Origin of the sequence: Thalassorhabdomicrobium marinisediminis, from assembly GCF_003072065.1 — a bacterium.
Taxonomy (GTDB): Bacteria; Pseudomonadota; Alphaproteobacteria; order Rhodobacterales; family Rhodobacteraceae; genus Octadecabacter; species Octadecabacter marinisediminis.
Genome location: NZ_QCYG01000006.1, coordinates 48,258 through 65,142, shown reverse-complemented (window position 1 = coordinate 65,142; position 16,885 = coordinate 48,258). Strand labels below are relative to the sequence as shown.

Sequence of the window (16,885 nt, the reverse complement as noted above, 5' to 3'; positions counted from 1 at the left end):
CGCCCCGCCGCGTCGGGTAAGCAGCGCCCATGACCACCACCTTCGGCAGCCTTGACGCGCTCTTGTCGCACGGGTTCGACACCGTGATCGACGTCCGTTCGCCCGCCGAATACGCCGAGGACCACATCCCCGGCGCGATCAACCTGCCCGCGCTGGATAATGACGAACGCGCGCGTGTGGGCACGATCTACGTGCAAGAGGCCGCGTTCAAGGCCCGGCGGATCGGCGCGGCGCTTGTCGCGCGCAATCTGGCGGCCCACCTCGAAGGTCCGCTGCGCGACAAGCCCGGCGGCTGGCGGCCGCTGGTCTATTGCTGGCGCGGCGGGCAACGCAGCGGGGCGGTCACGTCATGGCTGACACAAGTGGGCTGGCGGGCCGAACGGTTGCAGGGCGGCTATCAAACCTATCGCAGCCTTGTGCATGACGCGCTTTATCAACAGCCCCTCCCGCACCGGCTGATCCTGATCGACGGCAACACCGGCACGGCCAAGACCGACATCCTGCACCGGCTGGCGCGGCACGGGGTGCAGGTGCTGGACCTTGAAGGATTGGCGAACCATCGCGGGTCTTTGCTGGGCAGCCTGCCCGGCGGCCAGCCGCCGCAGAAGTGGTTCGAGACGCAGATCGCCCGGCAACTGGCCGGGTTCGACCCCGCGCGCCCGGTGCTGGTCGAAGCCGAGAGCAGCAAGGTCGGCGCGCGGATCGTGCCGCCCAGCCTTTGGTCGGCGATGAAGGCCGCGCCCCGGATCGAGGTTGAGGCCCCCGCCGCCGCGCGCGCCGCCTACCTCGCGCAGGCCTATCACGACGTGCTGGCGGACCGCGCGGAGCTGGCCCAAAAGCTCGCCCCCCTGCGCCGGTTGCGCGGGGGCCGCGTCGATCACTGGCTTAAGGTTTGGGACAGCGGTGACATGGCTGCCGTCACCGCACTTCTGATGGAAGAGCATTACGACCCGACCTATCGCTCCAGCCGCGCGAAACACGCGGCGACCGTGCTGCACAGGTTTCCCGTCGCGGGGCTCTCGGACGAGGACCGCGACGGGCTGGCCGGAAGGATCGCCACTTGGCTCGACAACTTCAACGAAACGTAACGCCGGTGCCTTCGGTGATCTCGCCAATGGGGGTGAGCGCCGCAGCGCCCATCGCGGCCAGCCGCTCCGCCTCTGTTCGGTCCAGCACGGCCAGCAAGCCGCCGCTGGTTTGCGGATCGAACATCAGCGCCGCGCGGGGGGTGTCGGGCGCGGTGACGCGCCAATCGGCGCGGTTGTCGGCATAGATCGAAGAGCGCACGCCCGCCTCGGCCAAGTCCAGCGCCCCGCGCATCAGCGGCACTGCGTCCAGATCGACCACCGCCCCGACGCCCGATGCCTCGCATATCCCGGCCAGATGCCCGGCCAACCCGAAGCCCGTCACATCGGTCATCGCCCGCGCCTGCGCCAGCGACCGCGCGGCGGGCGCGTTTGAGCGCACCATCCAGTCGTAACAGCTCAGCACATCCTGACCGCGCGCCTGTCCGCGCATCTCTGCGGCCAGAATGGTGCCCGAGCCGACGGGCTTGCTCAGCACGATCACATCCCCAAGCCGCGCCCCTGCCAGGGTGATCGCCGCCCCGTCAAGCAGGCCGGTCAGGCTCAGCCCGATGGTGAGCCCGTCGCCCATGGTCGTATGCCCGCCGACCAGCGCCGCGCCTGCGTCCTGCAACACCTCGGAGACCGTCGTGGTGATTTCGCCCACGGTGCGGCGCTGCAACTCCGGCGCCATGCGCGGCACCGTCAGGGACAGCACCGCCGCCTGCGGCGCGGCCCCCATCGCCCAGATGTCGCCCAGCGCGTGGAGCGTCGCGATCTTCGCCATCAGCACCGGGTCCTTGGTCACCGCGCTCAGGTGATCCGTGGTGAAAACCTGCGTCGCGCCGCCGGTCCGCAGCACCGCCGCGTCATCGCCCGGCGTGGACAGAATATCGTCGCGCCCGTGCGGGGTGATCCCGGCCAGCACGTCCTGCAACGCGCCGCGCCCGACTTTCGCACCGCAGCCAGCACACAGGGGCGCATCGCCGGTGATCTGACGCACGCCCTCGGCGACCACCTTTGGCAGCTTCTGCTGCATGGTGGGCAACGCGTCGAACTTCGCCATGAAAGTGCGGTCGATGTGGTCCTTCCAACGCCACAGCAGCCGCCCCCGCCGCGCGGTGCCGAACCTCTCGGCCAGCGCCTCGCGCGCGCCCAGCGAGATGAGCTTGAGGTAGTCCTTCTGCGGCCGGTAGCGCCGCATGCGCCCGCCCGACAGCGCGGCCCGCAGATTGTCGTAAAGATAGGGCGCCTCACGCACGGCAAAGACCCCGGCCTTGGGGCGCGGCGCGTGGCTCAGATGGGCGCAATCCCCCACCGCAAAGGCCGACGGGTCCGAGGTTTGCAGGCTTGGCCCGACGGTGAGGAAGCCGTCTTCGGTGTCCAACCCGCTGTGCGCCAGCCACCCCTGCGGGCGGGCCCCGGCGGCGCCGGTGGTGAACCCGGACGCGATACGTCGGCCGTCGGACAGGAGCACATGATCCTCCGCGACCGCCCGAACCTCGGCATTCTCGATCAGGTGCACGCCCTGTTCCGCCATCGCCCGCAAAAGCCTTTGGCGGGCGGCGGCGTTGACCTGTTCCAGCGCCCGACCCCGGTCGAGCAACGTGATCTCGGGCGCACGGTCGCGCAAGGCGTGGGCCATCGCCATGGCAAGCTCCGCCCCCGCCACGCCACCGCCGATCACTGCAACCTTCGGCTCTGTCGCGTTGGCGCGGAACGCCTCCCACTTCGTGGCGAAGGGACCCAGCGGCTTGGCCGGGATGCCGTGTTGCGCGAAGCCATCAAGCGCGGGCATGGCAGAGGTGATCCCGACATCGACCGAGGCCACATCAAAAGCCACCGGCGGGCGCCCCTCAACCGTGATCGTCTTGCCCTGCACATCCAGCGCCGTGGCCGCCCCCGCAATCAACCGCGCGCCCGCGAAGCGCGCAAGCTGCACCAGATCGATGTCCAGATCCTCGCGCGCGTAATGGCCCGCGACGAAGCCCGGCAGCATGCCCGAATAGGGCGCGGTGGGCCCGGGGTTGATCAACGTCAGCCGCACGCCAGGCAACGGGTCCATGCCCCATCTGCGCAGCACCAGTGCGTGGGTGTGGCCACCGCCGATCAACACAAGGTCGCGGGTCAGGGGAATGCTGGGTGTCATGATCCGGTTCTAACCGCCGCGCCGCGCGCGGGCGAGGGGTTTTGCTCAGTCATAGCCCGTCATCTCAAGATAGCCGTGCCCGTCGTGACTGCCCGAAACCGTGACCGGCCCTTCCCAATAGGCGACGGTGGTGTCCATCCACGCCTGCGGGTTCAACGCCGCAACCGTGACGTCCACGCCCTTGGCCGCAAGCTGCACGCGCCAGCCCGTTGGCACCGTGTTGCCCCGCACCTCGGTCCGCATCACCGGCTCTGCTTGGAAAGCGCCGTCGGGATAGGCGGTCGTGCGGCCCTGCGGATCAATCCACGTGGCCGAGGTATAAACGCTGCCATCGATCTGGCGCAGCCGGAACCCCATCAGCTTTCCGGTTCCAAGCGAGAGCGAGAACCAGTCCCAGCCGGTCTGATCCTCGGACAGGGGTTGCGACGACCATTCCCGGTCGAGCCATGCCTCTCCGGTGACAGCAACCTCCCCCTCGGGCAGGGTCAGCGTACCGGCGATGTCGTAGAAGGGCTGGGAGTAGTAATAACTCGCCTGCCCCTGTGCGGATTTGACGGAATAGCCGCTATCGCCGTGAAAAACGATGGGACCTTGCGCCGTCAGCGTTGTGTCAAAGGCGAAGTCCGGCCCGCTGGCGGTCATGGTCAGGGTGTCGAAATCCGGCCCCGCGATCTGCCAGTCGTCGATCCATGCGGCGAAAGGCGCCGCCGTCGCACCCGCCTGTCCGATACCGCCCCGCGCCAGCCGTTCGGCCACATGGTGCGCATCGGGCGTGGTGACGGCGGCGTGCCCCATCCAGAGCTGCGGCGCGCTCCACCCCGTGCCGGGTTCGGGGGCAAGGGCACTGCGAAACAAGGTCCATTGCAACCCGTAGGGTGTGCCGTACTCCCCTTCGAGGTTCGCGGTGACATACCACCACTCAATCCGGTAGCCCGGGTGCGCCCCGTGGTCGGCAGGGAAGTCGAAAAACGCGGGCCGCTGCGGCACCGCAAAGCCTTCGGTCTCGGTGCCCAAGCCCGCAAAGCCCTGCGCCACAGCCGCGACAGGCAGGAACAGCAAAAAGGCCAGCCCCCTAACGTTCATTGGAAAACACCTTCAAAAGCTCCGAGGGGCGCGTGCGACTGAGCTTGCGCGCGGGCCAAAGTGCGGCGAGCACCGCAGCCAACACGGCAAAGACCGTCAGGCGCGCATAGTCGAGCGGGAAGAGGAACATCGGCAGCCGCCAGCCGAAGGCCTCAACGTTGACCACCGCCAGCAACGTCCAGGCCAGCGCCAAGCCCAGAGGCAGCGCCAGCACCGCCGTAAGCAGGGCGAGCAGCACCGCGCGCAGGATCTCGATCCTCCCCAGCCGCGCCCGCGTCAGCCCCTGCGCCCAAACGGGGGCGAGCTGCGGCAGGCGCATGGTGGCAAGGGTCAGAAGGCTCATCAGGATCGCGAACCCCGCCACGGCAAGGGTCAGCACGTTGAGCGCGGCGGTCACCGTGAACGTGCGGTCGAAGACCTCAAGCGAAAAGGCCTTTAGCTGCGCCTGATCGATCATATTGTCCTCGGCCAACCCGAAATCGTCGCGCAGGTCTTCGGCCAGCGCGGACACGTCGCCTGCCTCCATGCGCAGACCGAAGCGCTCCGCTCGCACCGCGGGGAAAAGCTCGGCGAACAGCGTCGCCGTCACCAGCACCTGCCCGATGGGGTTGCCATAGTCGCCATAGATGCCCAGCACCGGAAGGCGCCGGTCCGCGACGGTGATCTCGTCCCCGATGGACAGCCCGCCCCGGCGCGCAAGCTGTTCGTTGATCGCCGCCCCCTGCCCCGCCTCGATCCGGGGCCATGCGTCAGGCGCTTCCTGCAAAAACAGCCAGTGCGCGCGGTAGGTCTCATGGGCGGCGGGGCCGTGGATTTCGGCCGGCAGGCCCGCGACCTGCTGATCGACGGACTGGATCGGCAAGACCTGATCCACACGCGGCGCAAGATAAGCGGCCAGCGCTGCCGCCTGTTCGGCGTCATCGGCATAGACATATAATTCCGAGGCCAGCCGCTGATCCAGAAACCCGGTAAAGGTCAGCCGGAAACTGCTCACCATGGTGGAAACGCCGACATTCGCCGCCATCGCCAGAAGCAGCGCCATCAGCGCCAGCGACAGGCCGGGCAATTGCTGGCGGGTGTCGGCCCAGAACCATTCGGCCATGACCGAGCGCGCCCGCGCCGCGCCGAAGGCCAGCACACGGTCAAGGATCACCGGAAGCGCCAGCGCGGCCCCGATCAGCAGCGCGGCGAGCATGGCGAAGCCAAGCAGCAAGCTTCCCCCGACAAGGCTCAAGGCCACGGCCAGCCCCAACAACCCCGCCGCCGCCCCCGCCTGCCAAAGGCGGCGCGCGCCCGATTGCATCGCCCAAGCGCGGGGCCGTGCCGAAGCCAGCAGCGGCATCTGCGCCAACTGCCACAGGGAAGAGGTCGCCGCCAGCGCCGTGCCGCCGACCGCGATCGCCAGCCCCGACAGCCACCAGTCGGGCCGCAGCTGCAAGGTGCCCGAGATAGACGCGCCGTAAAGCCCATCAAGGGTCGCCGCCACATCGGGCAGAAGCGCGGCCGCGACAACATAGCCCAGCCCGACGCCGATCGTGCCCGCGAGCAGGGAAATCACCAGCAGTTCCGCCGCAATCAGCGCGATCAGCCGCCGCAGGGGGAAGCCCAGCGCGCGCAGGGTTCGGATCACCGGCCGTCGCTGTTCGAAGGCAAGGCCGATGGCCCCGTGGACGATGAAAATGCCCACCGCGAAAGAGAGCAGCCCGAAGGCCGTGAGGTTGAGGTGGAAACTGTCGGTGAGCTGCGCAACATCGCCCCCCGTTTGCGGCGCCCGCAGGGTGAGGTCGGGCGCGACTTCGGCCAAGGCGCGTTGGCGGATCGGTTGTTCGGGCAGGACAATAAGCCGACTCAACTGGCCGTCGGCCTGCAACAGCTCCTGCGCCGTGCCCACATCCGTCAGCACCATGCTCGGCGCCACCTGAGCCGAGACGACGCGGGCCACATCGGGCGCGCCCAGCCGGTTCAGTGCCTCTGCCGTGCCAAACAGGACCCCGTTCAACAGCACGTCGAGCGTCAACGCATTATCAGAGAGATCGACCGGACCGAACCCGTTCGGCGCAGTCAGCGGGTCGAAGCCCACAACGCGCACCCCGTCCAACCGCCCTTCCAGCACCGGACTGACGCGCCAGCCCGCCCGGCGCAGGGCAATGTAGCGGTCCTGCGGGATCACGCCACCGGGCGCGGTGATCTGCGCATATCGCCCCTCGCCCAGCGTTTCGGCGGCGGCGTCGTAGCTGGCGCGGGCCTCGGCGTTCACCGCCTGCACCCCGGACCAAAGCGCCGTGGCAAGGGACAGGCCCACCACCAAAGTGAAAAGTTGCAACGGGTTGCGCCGCCAGTGCGACAGAAGCGCCTGAAGCCCGGCCCGCGTCATGCGATCCGCCCGGCCCGCAGGTGCAATTCCCGCCCCATCCGCGCGGCCAGCCGTTGCGAATGGGTGACCATCAGCAAGCCGGCATCGGTCTCCGCCGCCAGCTCAAGCATCAGGGCCAGAACCCTGTCCGCCGTCGCCTCATCAAGGTTTCCCGTCGGCTCATCGGCGAGGATCAGGCGCGGCTTCGCGGCTAATGTCCGGGCGATGGCCACGCGCTGCTGCTGGCCGCCGGACAATTGCTCGGGGTATTTCGCAAGCTGATCCGCAAGGCCCATGCGATGGGCGAGCGCCTCGGTCCAAACAGGGTCCTCGGTGCCGCCCAGCCGCGCCTGGAACGAGATGTTGGACGCAACGGTCAGCGACGGGATCAAGTTGAACTGCTGGAACACGACGCCGACCTGGTCGCGCCGCAGCCGCGCGCGCCCGGCGTCGTCCAATGCGCCGATGTCGGTGCCGTCCAACGCGACCGTGCCGCTGTCGGGCAGGTCCAACCCACCCACCAGATGCAAAAGCGTGCTCTTGCCGCTGCCAGATTCCCCGGTCAGGGCCAGCGTTTCACCGGCGCGCATCTCAAGGTCGATCCCCCGCAGAATGGGCAGCGGCCCGTCGGGGCCGGGGAATGACTTGTGCAGATCGGTGACACGCAACAGCATGACATGGTTTCCTTTGCCGGATCGGTCGGTCGCCGAGGTCTTCAACCCTGCTCAAGGGGTAGCCTGTTCGAGATCGCCGGCAAGGGCAATGGCGTCGAAGACCGCACCGTCCATTTAGAGGTTGGCACGATGTCGCAGCCCGCTACTGTGGGCCAAATTTCGCAAAATGAGGTCCTGAATGTCTGATATCGTAATCTTGTCCGGCGCACGCACGGCCATTGGCGGCTTTGGCGGCAGTCTGGCGGGGGTGACCCCCATCGATCTGGGAACCACCGTGGCCAAAGCCGCGATGGAGCGGGGCGGCGTGGACCCTGACCGCATCGGCACCGTGACCTTCGGCCATGTCATCAACACCGAACCCCGCGACATGTATCTGAGCCGCGTCGCCGCAATGCAGGCCGGCGTGCCCGACAGCGTGCCGGCGATGAACGTGAACCGGCTGTGCGGGTCCGGTGTGCAGGCCATCGTCTCGGTGATCCAGTCGCTGCGCATGGGCGACGCGGACTTCGGTCTTGCCGGTGGCGCCGAAAGCATGAGCCGCGCGCCCTATATCCTGCCCGATGCGCGCTGGGGCGCCAAGATGGGCGACGTGCGCGGGCTGGACATGATGCTGGGCGCGCTGAACTGTCCCTTCGGCACCGGTCACATGGGGATCACCGCCGAGAATGTCGCTGCGGAACATGACATCACCCGCGCCGATCAGGACGCCTTCGCGCTTCAGTCGCAGGAACGGGCCGCAGCGGCCATCGACGCCGGCTATTTCGATGCCCAGATCGTTCCGGTCGAAGTGAAGAAACGCCGCGAGACGGTGCAGTTCGACCGCGATGAGCACCCCAAGGCGACCACGGCCGAGGCGCTGGCCGGTCTGCGCACCGCGTTCCAGAAAGACGGCACGGTCACGGCAGGCAACGCGTCGGGCATCAACGACGGCGCGGCGGCGGTGGTGCTGGCGACGGCGGACGCCGCCGAGGCCGCAGGCCTTACGCCGAAGTTCCGCGTGCTGGGCTATGGGCACGCCGGTGTGCGCCCCGAGGTGATGGGCATCGGTCCGGTCCCTGCGGTCGAGGCCTTGCTGGCGAAAACCGGCCTGTCGGGCGGTGATTTCGATGTGATCGAAAGCAACGAAGCCTTCGCAGCACAGGCGCTGGCCGTGAACAAGGGGCTGGGGCTGGACCCGGCGAAGGTGAACCCCAACGGCGGGGCCATCGCGCTGGGTCACCCCGTGGGCGCCACGGGTGCGATCATCACGGTCAAAGCCATGTACGAGCTTGAGCGCATCGGCGGCAAACGTGCCCTGATCACCATGTGCATCGGCGGCGGTCAGGGTATCGCGCTGGCGATCGAACGGCTCTAACCGGCCTTGGGGTAGGCGCGCAAGAAGGTGAGCGTCTGCCCCTCGGACAGGTCCGGCTCGAAGGCGTAGCCACCCGCGTTAAAGGCCTTCAGCCCGTCCAGATCGGTCACGCGGTTCTCGACGATATGCCGCGCCATCGCACCCCGCGCCCGTTTGGCGTAAAAGCTGACAATGCGCGGGCGATCGTCCTTCACTTCCATGAACTGCGGCGTGATCACCTTGAGCTTCAACGCCGCGGTGTCCGCCGCGCCGAAATATTCCTGCGACGCGCAATTCACCAGCGTGTCGGTGCCTTGCGCTTCAGCCAGCGCATTGAGCGCTTCGGACAGGGTCGTGCCCCAGTAGTCATAAAGGTTTTTGCCGCGCCGCGTCTTGAGGCGGCTGCCCATCTCAAGTCGGTAGGGCTGGATCGCGTCCAGCGGGCGCAGCAGCCCGTAAAGCCCCGACAGGATGCGCAGATGGCCCTGCGCATAAGCCAGATCATCCTCGGACAGCGTCCGCGCCTCGAACCCCTGATAGGTGTCGCCGTTGAACGCAAAAGCGGCGGGGCGGGTGGCTTCGGCGGCGGGCGTGTCGTCAAACGTCTTGAACCGGTCCCGGTTGAGGCGAGCAAGATCGTCGGAGAGCGACATCAGATCCTTCAGCGCCCCCAACGTTAGGTTGCGCGCGGTCTTGGCAAGGCGCACCGCATCCGCCTGATAGTCCGGCGTGGTGGCGGGGATGTCGACCGGTGACCAGTCGAGGGATTTGGCGGGGGAGATGACGGTGAGCATGGCGCGGTCCTTGGGGCAGATGATGGGGGCAACCTATGACCTCGGGCCGGAAAGAAAAGGGCTGATCGGCCCTCCGGGGGGAGTTTGCCTGGGTCAGATGAAGCGGGGGCCGGGCGGCCTCAGGCCTCGGACAGGATGGTCAGGAAGGCCGGGCCGAACCGTTCCGCATGGCGGTCACCCACCAGGCGGGCCAGCGCGGCCGCGTCGCGGGGCTTCTGGCTGGCAACCTTGGCCAACTGGCTGGCGGAACAGGACATCGGCTTGTCGGTGCCATGGGGGCCGCGCGACAGGTCCGCCTGCACTTCAAGCAGGCGGTCATAGATCGTGCCCTCGTTGCGTCCGGCGAGCTTCTGGCGCTGCGGATGCAGGGCCTCGGCCTCTCCGGTGATGACCTCAAGAAAGGCTGCGCCGTAGCTGTCGAGTTTCTTCGCGCCCACGCCGCCGATCTGCGCCATCTCATCAAGGGTGCGCGGGCGTTTCTCGGCCATTTCGATCAGGGTGCGGTCGTTGAAGATGATATAGGCCGGCGCGCCCAGCTGTTCGGCAAAGGCCCGGCGTTTTGCCTTGAGCGCGGAGAGGAGCGGGGCGTCTTCCTCGGCCACCATTTGCTTGACCTTGGGGCCGGATTTCGCCGCGCGGATGGTGTCGCGCCGCAGGTCGATTTTCTCCTCATCGCGCAGGATCGGGCGGGCCTTCTCGGTCATCCGCAGGGCGCCGTGTCGCTCGGCGTCGGGCCGCATCAGATCATGGCCCATCATCTGCCGGAAGATCGCCTGCCACTGGACGCGGGAGTAGTCCTTACCGACGCCGAAGGTGGGCAGTTGGTCGTGGTTCCACTGGCGCACCTTGTCGGTCATATTGCCCAGCACGATGTCGATCAGATGGCCCGCGCCGAACCGCTCCTCGGTGCGCAAGGCCGCCGAAAGCGCCATGCGCACCGGCTGCGTGCCGTCGAACACCTCGGGCGGCTTGTCGCACAGGTCGCAATGACCGCAAGGCACCGGATCCTCACCGAAGTAAGACAGCAGGTTCTGACGGCGGCAGTGCAGGGCCTCGGCCAGTCCCAGAAGCGCGTTCAGGCGCCCGTGATCCGCGGCGCGGCGTTCGGGCGGGGCAAGGCCTTCGTCGATCTGCTGGCGGCGAAAGCGGATATCGTCCTGCCCGAACAGGGTCAGGGTTTCCGCAGGTGCCCCGTCGCGTCCGGCGCGGCCGATTTCCTGATAGTAGCTTTCGATGGATTTCGGCAGGTCCGCATGGGCGACCCAGCGGATATCGGGTTTGTCGATCCCCATGCCGAAGGCGATGGTCGCGCAGACGATCAGCCCGTCTTCCTGCTGGAAACGGCGCTCAACGGTGCGGCGATCCTCGGCGTCCATGCCGCCGTGATAATAGCAGGTTGTGTGCCCATCGTCCGCCAGCGCCTTTGCGAGTGTTTCGGTCTTGGCGCGGGTGCCGCAATAGACGATGCCCGCCTGTTCGCGGCGGGTGTTGGCAAAAGCGAGGATCTGGCGGCGGGGGTTGTCCTTGGCGGCGAAGGCAAGGTGGATGTTGGGGCGATCGAAGCCGTGCAGGAAGGTCTCGGGCGGCGCGCCGTCGAAAAGCTTTGCGACGATCTCATCGCGGGTTTCGCCGTCAGCGGTGGCGGTGAAGGCCGCAAGAGGCACGTCCAAAGCGCGGCGCAACTCACCGATGCGAAGGTAATCGGGACGGAAGTCATGACCCCACTGGCTGACGCAATGAGCCTCATCCACGGCGATCAGGCTGACGCCCGCCTGCCGCAGCATCCGCTGCGCGCCGTTCGACGCGAGGCGTTCCGGCGCGATATAGAGCAGCTTGAGGCTGCCACGTTCGAGGGCGCGCCAAACCTCCTCGGTTTCTTCCTCGGTGTTGCCGGAGGTGAGCGCCCCGGCCTCAACCCCGGCTTCACGCAGACCGCGGACCTGATCCCGCATCAGCGCAATCAGCGGAGAGATCACCACCGTGACCCCGTCGCGCACCAGCGCAGGCAGCTGGAAACACAGGGATTTCCCGCCGCCTGTCGGCATGATCGCAAGCGTGTTCCGACCTTCGGTGACCGCCTCGACAATCTCTTGCTGGCCGGGGCGGAACCCGTCAAAGCCGAATACGTCACGAAGAAGCGTGGCAGCGCCCATGTCCGTCAACCTGTGTTGAAGATATTAATTGCTCGTTAACAGGCAGGGAATCACAGGCGGCCCTGCAAGACAAGGGGTGCAGGGCCGGCAGCGTCGTGTCAGGAGACGGAAATCAGGCTGTTGATCAGGATGATCCGCAACGCCTCAAGCCCCAGCAGCGCCACCAGTGGCGACAGGTCGATCCCGCCCATCTGCGGCAGGATGCTGCGGATCGGGCCGTAGATCGGCTCAAGCAGGCGGTTGAGGCCATACCAGATCTGGCTCACCAGCGGTTGGCGGATATTGAGCACCTGAAAGCTGATCAGCCACGACATGATGAAGTGCGCGATGATGAAGATGCGCGCGACGCCGATCACCATCAGCAGGATTTCGATTAAAGAGACCATGTCCGTATCCTTTAGGGGTTTGGCGTCAGGTAAGCGCGCGGACGGCAAAGGGCAATGCCCTTCCGTCACGTCACAGGTTGACGTTAACGTCACCCTATCTATGTCTGGCGCTATGTATCCGTTTCTTCGCCTTGCATTCAACCTATGGGCCGCGCGCAAACTGCCGCCGATGACCCCGCTTGAGCTGCACGTCTCGCAGCACCGGTGCCGGCTGGTTGATTGCGACATCTTCGCCGAGATGAACAACGGGCGCATTCTGACGATGTATGAGATGGGCCGCTTTCAGGCAGCGGTGCGGATGGGGCTCTGGGCGCTGCTGAAAGAGCGGCGCTGGGGGCTGACCGTGGCGGGCACCTCGATCCGCTATCGCCGCCGCATCACGCCGTTCGAGAAATACGAGACCCGCACCAAGATCGCCACTTGGGACGACCGGTTCGTCTATATCGAACAGGGGATGTTCAAGAAGAACGGCGAATGCGCCAGCAACGTGTTGCTGCGCACGGCGGTGGTCGAGAAGGGCCGCGCGGTGCCCACGGCGCGGCTGATCGAGGCGCTCGACATCACCGATCCGCGCCCCGAACCGGCCGCATGGGTGCAGAACTGGATCGACGCCGAGGCGACGCGCCTCTGGCCGCCCGACCTGGGGCAAGACGGCCCGAAACCGCAGCCCAGGGAATCCGCCCCCCGCACCTGACGTGGCCGGTTGCCTGTTGCGGCAAATGCCTGTCTTATCGCGCCAGCAGGGGGACGGACATGGCGGCAACTCTAAGAAAGCGCATCTGGGGCTGGATGGCCTTTGACTGGGCGTCGCAGCCTTTCTACACGCTGGGTCTGACCTTCATCTTCGGCCCCTATTTCGCCGCCGTCGCGGCTGAGCATTATCTCACAAGCGGGGCCGATCTGTCCACGGCGCGCGCGCAGGCGCAGGGGCTGTGGTCCGGCGGGCAGACCGTGGCCGGGCTGATGATCGCCTTCTCGGCGCCCTTTCTGGGGGCGTTTGCCGACAATTCGGGCCGCAAGATGCCCTGGATCGCCTTCTTCTCAGTCATCTATGTCATTGCAGCATCTTTGCTTTGGGGCCTGACGCCGGACGGGGCGAACCTGATCTGGGTGCTTGTCGTGTTCTATGTCGGTTTCTTTGCCGCGGAGTCCGGGCTGAACTTCGTCAACGCGATCCTGCCCAGCCTTGGCACGCGGCAAGAGGTGGGGCGCATCTCGGGCTCGGGGGTGGCCGTGGGCTACTGGGGCGGCGTCGTGGCCCTGTTCATCGTGCTGCTGTTTCTGGCCGAGAACGACGCGGGCGTCACGCTTCTGGGCAACGCGCCCCTGTTCGGCCTTGATCCCGATTTGCGAGAGGGCACGCGCGCCGTCGGCCCCTTCATCGCGATCTGGTTTATCATCTTCATGGTCCCGTTCTTCCTTTGGGTGCGCGACGATCCATCCTTGGGCGGCAAGCCGACAAACCTGCGCGCCGTCTCGGCCGAGCTGTTCGCCACGCTGCGTTCGGTCAAGGACCGCAAGAGCTTGCTCAACTTCCTGCTCGGCTCCATGTTCTACCGCGACGCGCTGAACGCGCTCTATGCCTTTGGCGGGGTCTATGCGGCGCTGGTGCTGGACTGGCAGACCGTACAGGTCGGCGTCTTCGGGATCGTGGCGGCCATTGCGGCGGCGATCGTCACCTGGGCGGCCGGCTTGGCCGACCAGCGCTTCGGCCCCAAGCCGGTGATCCGCGTCGCCGTCTGGCTGTTGATCATCGTCTGCATCGTCATCGTGTCCATGTCGCGCGAGCGGTTCCTGTGGCTGCCCTTCACCGAGGGGTCCGCCCTGCCCGACCTTATTTTCTACGTCTGTGGTGCGATCATCGGGGGCGCGGGCGGAGCGGTCTATTCGGCCAGCCGCTCGATGATGGTGCGCCACACCCACCCCGAACGCCCGGCCGAGGCCTTTGGCCTGTTCGCCCTCTCGGGCAAAGCGACAGCGTTTCTGGCCCCGGCCAGCATCACCCTCTTCACCTATCTGACCAACAACAACCAATTGGGCTTTCTGCCCGTAATCTTCCTTTTCCTGATCGGGTTGATCCTGCTACGCTGGGTTAACCCAGAAGGAGATCGGGACGAATGGGCAGTATCCTCAAGACCGGACTAATCCTTGCGATGCTCGGCGGAGTGGCCGGATGTCGTGACGCAGACGTCAGCCGCGCCGCCAGCGATCCGCGACCGGCGGCCACCGTATCGGCGCAGAACACCGGCGACACGCGCGTCGCGAAAGAGGTGTTCGGCCATATCCCGGCCGCTTCGAACCAACGCAGCGAACCCTTCGGCGGCTATTCACGCGGCTGTCAGGCCGGCGCGGTGCAACTGCCCGAGACCGGGCCCACATGGCAGGCCATGCGCCTGTCGCGCAACCGCAACTGGGCACAGCCGGACACCATCGACTACGTGCGTGACCTCAGCCGCTTTGCCGCGACCCTCCCGGGGTGGGAAGGGCTCTACATCGGCGACATGAGCCAGCCGCGTGGTGGGCCGATGCTGACAGGGCATGCCAGCCACCAGACCGGGCTCGACATCGACGTGTGGATGTTGCCGCCGGACCGGCTGAACCTGTCGGCGACGGAGCGTGAAAGCCTGTCGTCGATCTCCATGCGTCGCGCGCGGGGGGCCTATACCAACGACAGCTGGACCGAGCAGCACATGCAGTTGCTGCGGGCCGCCGCCAGCGATCCGCGCACCGCCCGCATTTTCGTCTTTCCGGGTGCCAAGGTGGCCATGTGCAACTGGGCCACGGGGGACCGGTCGTGGCTCAACAAGATCCGCCCCTGGTATGGGCATCACTACCATTTTCATGTCCGTTTGCGTTGCCCCGAAGGGGCCAGCGGCTGCACCAACCAAGCCCCGCCCCCGCCGGGCGATGGCTGTGCCGATGCGCAAAGCTGGGTGAACAACATCCTCAACCCGCCGCCCCCGGACCCGAACGCCACGCCCAGCCCCCCGCGCGGGCCGGTGACCATGGCCTCCCTCCCCGGGCAATGCCTCAGCGTCGCGCAAAGCCAGTAAACGATCACGTTTGACAAGTCCGGCGCCGCCCGTCATAGGGGCGGCGTCCTTTGTTCCGAAGGGCCAAGTGTCCGACTACCTTGTCAAAACGGATTTTGATCATGACCCGACTTCTTCCCGGCATCCTTGCCATGGCCATCGTCGTGGTGGCCTCCAACATCCTCGTGCAGTTCCTCATTCTTGACGGGTTGCTGACATGGGGGGCCTTCACCTACCCTTTCGCCTTTCTCGTCACCGACATCATGAACCGCGTCTATGGCGCGGGGCCGGCACGCCGCGTCGTTCTCGCGGGCTTTCTCGTCGGGGTGATCTGCTCGCTGATCGGCAGCCAGATCATGCTGCAGGGGGACGGCTACGAATTCCCCGCCGTGGCGCTGCGTGTGGCGGTCGGCTCGGCCACCGCCTTCCTTGTGGCGCAGCTGATCGACGTCGCCGTGTTCCAGCGCCTGCGCAGCGGGGCCTGGTGGCGCGCGCCGCTTGCCTCGACGCTGATCGGCTCAACCATCGACACCGCGCTGTTCTTCGTCATCTCGTTCAGCGCGCTGCTGTCGTTCGGGGCTGCGGCCGACGCCGAAATCGCCTGGGCGCAGGACGCGGCCCCCTTCCTGCTGGTGGGCCCCGATGCGCCGCTTTGGGCGACGCTTGCTGTTGCCGACTGGAGCGTGAAGCTCGCCGTGGCATTGGCGGCCCTGATCCCGTTCCGCGTCATTGTGGGCCGATTGCAACATTCCGCCTAGATATCGACATTTTTTCTTTGGTGATCCCCAGAAGTTGTGCTTCTCTAACCTTAGGCGAAACAACGAAAGGAGGTGATCCAGTGTCGAGAAAGATAGTGGAAGGATGTGTCGGGACAACTATGGAGGCGCATGTCTAGGGCAACCCTTGGGCATGTAATTCCATAGGTGAGATCAAGATGAAAGCGCGCGCAAGCGCCTCTCTAACCGGCATCACCTCCTGAACTTTCGGAAGGCCGTCCCCTCGCTTGGGACGGCCTTCTTCTTGCGCCGCCTTGCCCCCGGCTGACATCCGCGCCATGGGCCCTATATTGAACCCGACCCTTTGCCCCAGCCGGACCCACACCCCATGACCCTGCGCATCACCGACAGCATCACCATCGAGGACTGGGAGTTGACCGAGCAATTCGTCCGCGCCAGCGGGCCGGGCGGGCAGAACGTCAACAAGGTCTCCACCGCCGTTGAGCTGCGGTTCGAGGCGGCACGCTCGCCCAACCTGCCCGGCCCCGTGAAAACCCGACTGCGGCGGCTGGCGGGGCGCAAATGGACCAGCGACGGGGCGCTGGTGATCTTCGTGCAGGACACCCGCAGCCAGGCCCGCAACCGCGAACTCGCCCGCGAGCGTCTGGCCGAGATGATCCGCGCCGCCCTCGTCGCGCCCAAGCGGCGGGTCAAGACGCGGGTCAGCGCCAACCAGAAGCGCAAACGGGTCGAGGCGAAGAAGAAACGCGGTGAGGTGAAGGCCCTGCGCAAGGGGCCCGAGGTCTAGCACCGGGAACCGGCGGAAGCCTCGTGCGTTGAGTCCCCGACTGCCAGAAGGAGACGACGATGCCCTATGACGACAAAGGCCCCGAGGAAAGCCGCACCCCCCAAGACCGCGGCTTCAACGCCCGCAGCCTGATCTACGTGCTGATCCCGCTGGGCTTCGTCCTGCTCGTCGCCTTCATGATGCTGGGCGGCGAAGCGGTGCAAGAGACGACGGACGGGAGCGTGGCTGATCCGGTCGAGGAGCAGCTGGATTAGGGTTTGCTCGGGTTGAGGTGAGGGAGCGCTGCGGGGGACCGTGGCGCTTTTTTGTTGGGGGGGGACTAACGTCGCCCAATATATTT

15 protein-coding genes are annotated in these 16,885 nt (G+C 66.6%); 8 read left to right on the top strand and 7 right to left on the bottom strand.

Going from position 1 to position 16,885, the window contains the following annotated elements; translation table 11 throughout:
* Positions 1-29: 29 nt before the first annotated feature.
* Positions 30-1,088, top strand: a complete 1,059-nt coding sequence (gene mnmH, locus DC363_RS10010; RefSeq protein WP_108641019.1) for a tRNA 2-selenouridine(34) synthase MnmH — start codon at positions 30-32, stop codon at positions 1,086-1,088.
* On the opposite strand, the gene selD is transcribed toward mnmH, so the two are convergent.
* Genes selD through DC363_RS09990 form a run of 4 tightly spaced genes read right to left on the bottom strand, consistent with a single transcriptional unit; the run spans position 1,075 to position 7,323 of the window.
* On the bottom strand, positions 1,075-3,213 hold the full coding sequence (gene selD / locus DC363_RS10005; protein WP_108641018.1) for a selenide, water dikinase SelD: 2,139 nt from the start codon (positions 3,211-3,213) through the stop codon (positions 1,075-1,077). The genes mnmH and selD overlap by 14 nt on opposite strands.
* A 45-nt stretch (positions 3,214-3,258) precedes the next feature.
* Positions 3,259-4,296 carry a lipocalin-like domain-containing protein gene (locus tag DC363_RS10000; protein WP_108641017.1) on the bottom strand — a complete coding sequence of 346 codons (1,038 nt, stop codon included), beginning with the start codon at positions 4,294-4,296 and terminating at the stop codon, positions 3,259-3,261.
* Complete coding sequence (locus DC363_RS09995) at positions 4,286-6,670, bottom strand: ABC transporter permease (RefSeq protein ID WP_108641016.1); 2,385 nt, start codon at positions 6,668-6,670, stop codon at positions 4,286-4,288. The genes DC363_RS10000 and DC363_RS09995 overlap by 11 nt, the downstream gene beginning before the upstream one ends.
* Positions 6,667-7,323 carry an ABC transporter ATP-binding protein gene (locus tag DC363_RS09990; protein WP_108641015.1) on the bottom strand — a complete coding sequence of 219 codons (657 nt, stop codon included), beginning with the start codon at positions 7,321-7,323 and terminating at the stop codon, positions 6,667-6,669. Before DC363_RS09990 ends, DC363_RS09995 begins: the two co-directional genes overlap by 4 nt.
* A 178-nt stretch (positions 7,324-7,501) precedes the next feature.
* Between DC363_RS09990 and DC363_RS09985 the strand changes: the two genes are divergently transcribed.
* Positions 7,502-8,677: an acetyl-CoA C-acyltransferase family protein gene (locus DC363_RS09985; protein WP_108641014.1), complete on the top strand. Its 1,176-nt coding sequence runs from the start codon at positions 7,502-7,504 to the stop codon at positions 8,675-8,677.
* Here the strand turns inward: DC363_RS09985 and yaaA are convergent.
* From yaaA to DC363_RS09970, 3 genes are all read right to left on the bottom strand, one after another.
* Positions 8,674-9,450 (bottom strand): peroxide stress protein YaaA, encoded by a 777-nt coding sequence (gene yaaA / locus DC363_RS09980; RefSeq protein WP_108641013.1) that lies wholly within the window; start codon positions 9,448-9,450, stop codon positions 8,674-8,676. The genes DC363_RS09985 and yaaA overlap by 4 nt on opposite strands.
* Before the next feature lie 119 nt (positions 9,451-9,569).
* Positions 9,570-11,603, bottom strand: coding sequence for a DNA helicase RecQ (gene recQ / locus DC363_RS09975; RefSeq protein WP_108641012.1), 2,034 nt, complete (start codon positions 11,601-11,603; stop codon positions 9,570-9,572).
* A gap of 98 nt (positions 11,604-11,701) precedes the next feature.
* Positions 11,702-11,989, bottom strand: a complete 288-nt coding sequence (locus DC363_RS09970) for a YggT family protein (RefSeq protein WP_108641011.1) — start codon at positions 11,987-11,989, stop codon at positions 11,702-11,704.
* Between the two features lie 112 nt (positions 11,990-12,101).
* Here DC363_RS09970 and DC363_RS09965 point away from each other — a divergent pair, with 112 nt between their 5' ends.
* The 6 genes from DC363_RS09965 (at position 12,102) to DC363_RS17155 (ending at position 16,799) form a co-directional block, all read left to right on the top strand.
* Entirely contained in the window at positions 12,102-12,683 is a 582-nt protein-coding gene (locus tag DC363_RS09965; RefSeq protein ID WP_108641010.1) for an acyl-CoA thioesterase, read from the top strand.
* Positions 12,684-12,742: 59 nt separating this feature from the next.
* Positions 12,743-14,134, top strand: coding sequence for an MFS transporter (locus DC363_RS09960; protein ID WP_108641009.1), 1,392 nt, complete (start codon positions 12,743-12,745; stop codon positions 14,132-14,134).
* The gene (gene mepA / locus DC363_RS09955) at positions 14,107-15,042 is read left to right on the top strand and encodes a penicillin-insensitive murein endopeptidase (RefSeq protein WP_108641008.1); all 936 of its coding nucleotides are present in this window, start codon (positions 14,107-14,109) and stop codon (positions 15,040-15,042) included. Before DC363_RS09960 ends, mepA begins: the two co-directional genes overlap by 28 nt.
* Before the next feature lie 101 nt (positions 15,043-15,143).
* Positions 15,144-15,779 carry a queuosine precursor transporter gene (locus DC363_RS09950; protein ID WP_108641007.1) on the top strand — a complete coding sequence of 212 codons (636 nt, stop codon included), beginning with the start codon at positions 15,144-15,146 and terminating at the stop codon, positions 15,777-15,779.
* A gap of 346 nt (positions 15,780-16,125) precedes the next feature.
* Complete coding sequence (arfB, locus tag DC363_RS09945) at positions 16,126-16,545, top strand: alternative ribosome rescue aminoacyl-tRNA hydrolase ArfB (RefSeq protein WP_108641006.1); 420 nt, start codon at positions 16,126-16,128, stop codon at positions 16,543-16,545.
* A 59-nt stretch (positions 16,546-16,604) separates the two neighbouring features.
* A complete protein-coding gene (locus DC363_RS17155; protein ID WP_241962973.1) occupies positions 16,605-16,799 on the top strand; it encodes a nicotinate phosphoribosyltransferase in 195 nt (64 codons plus the stop codon).
* Positions 16,800-16,885 lie beyond the last annotated feature (86 nt).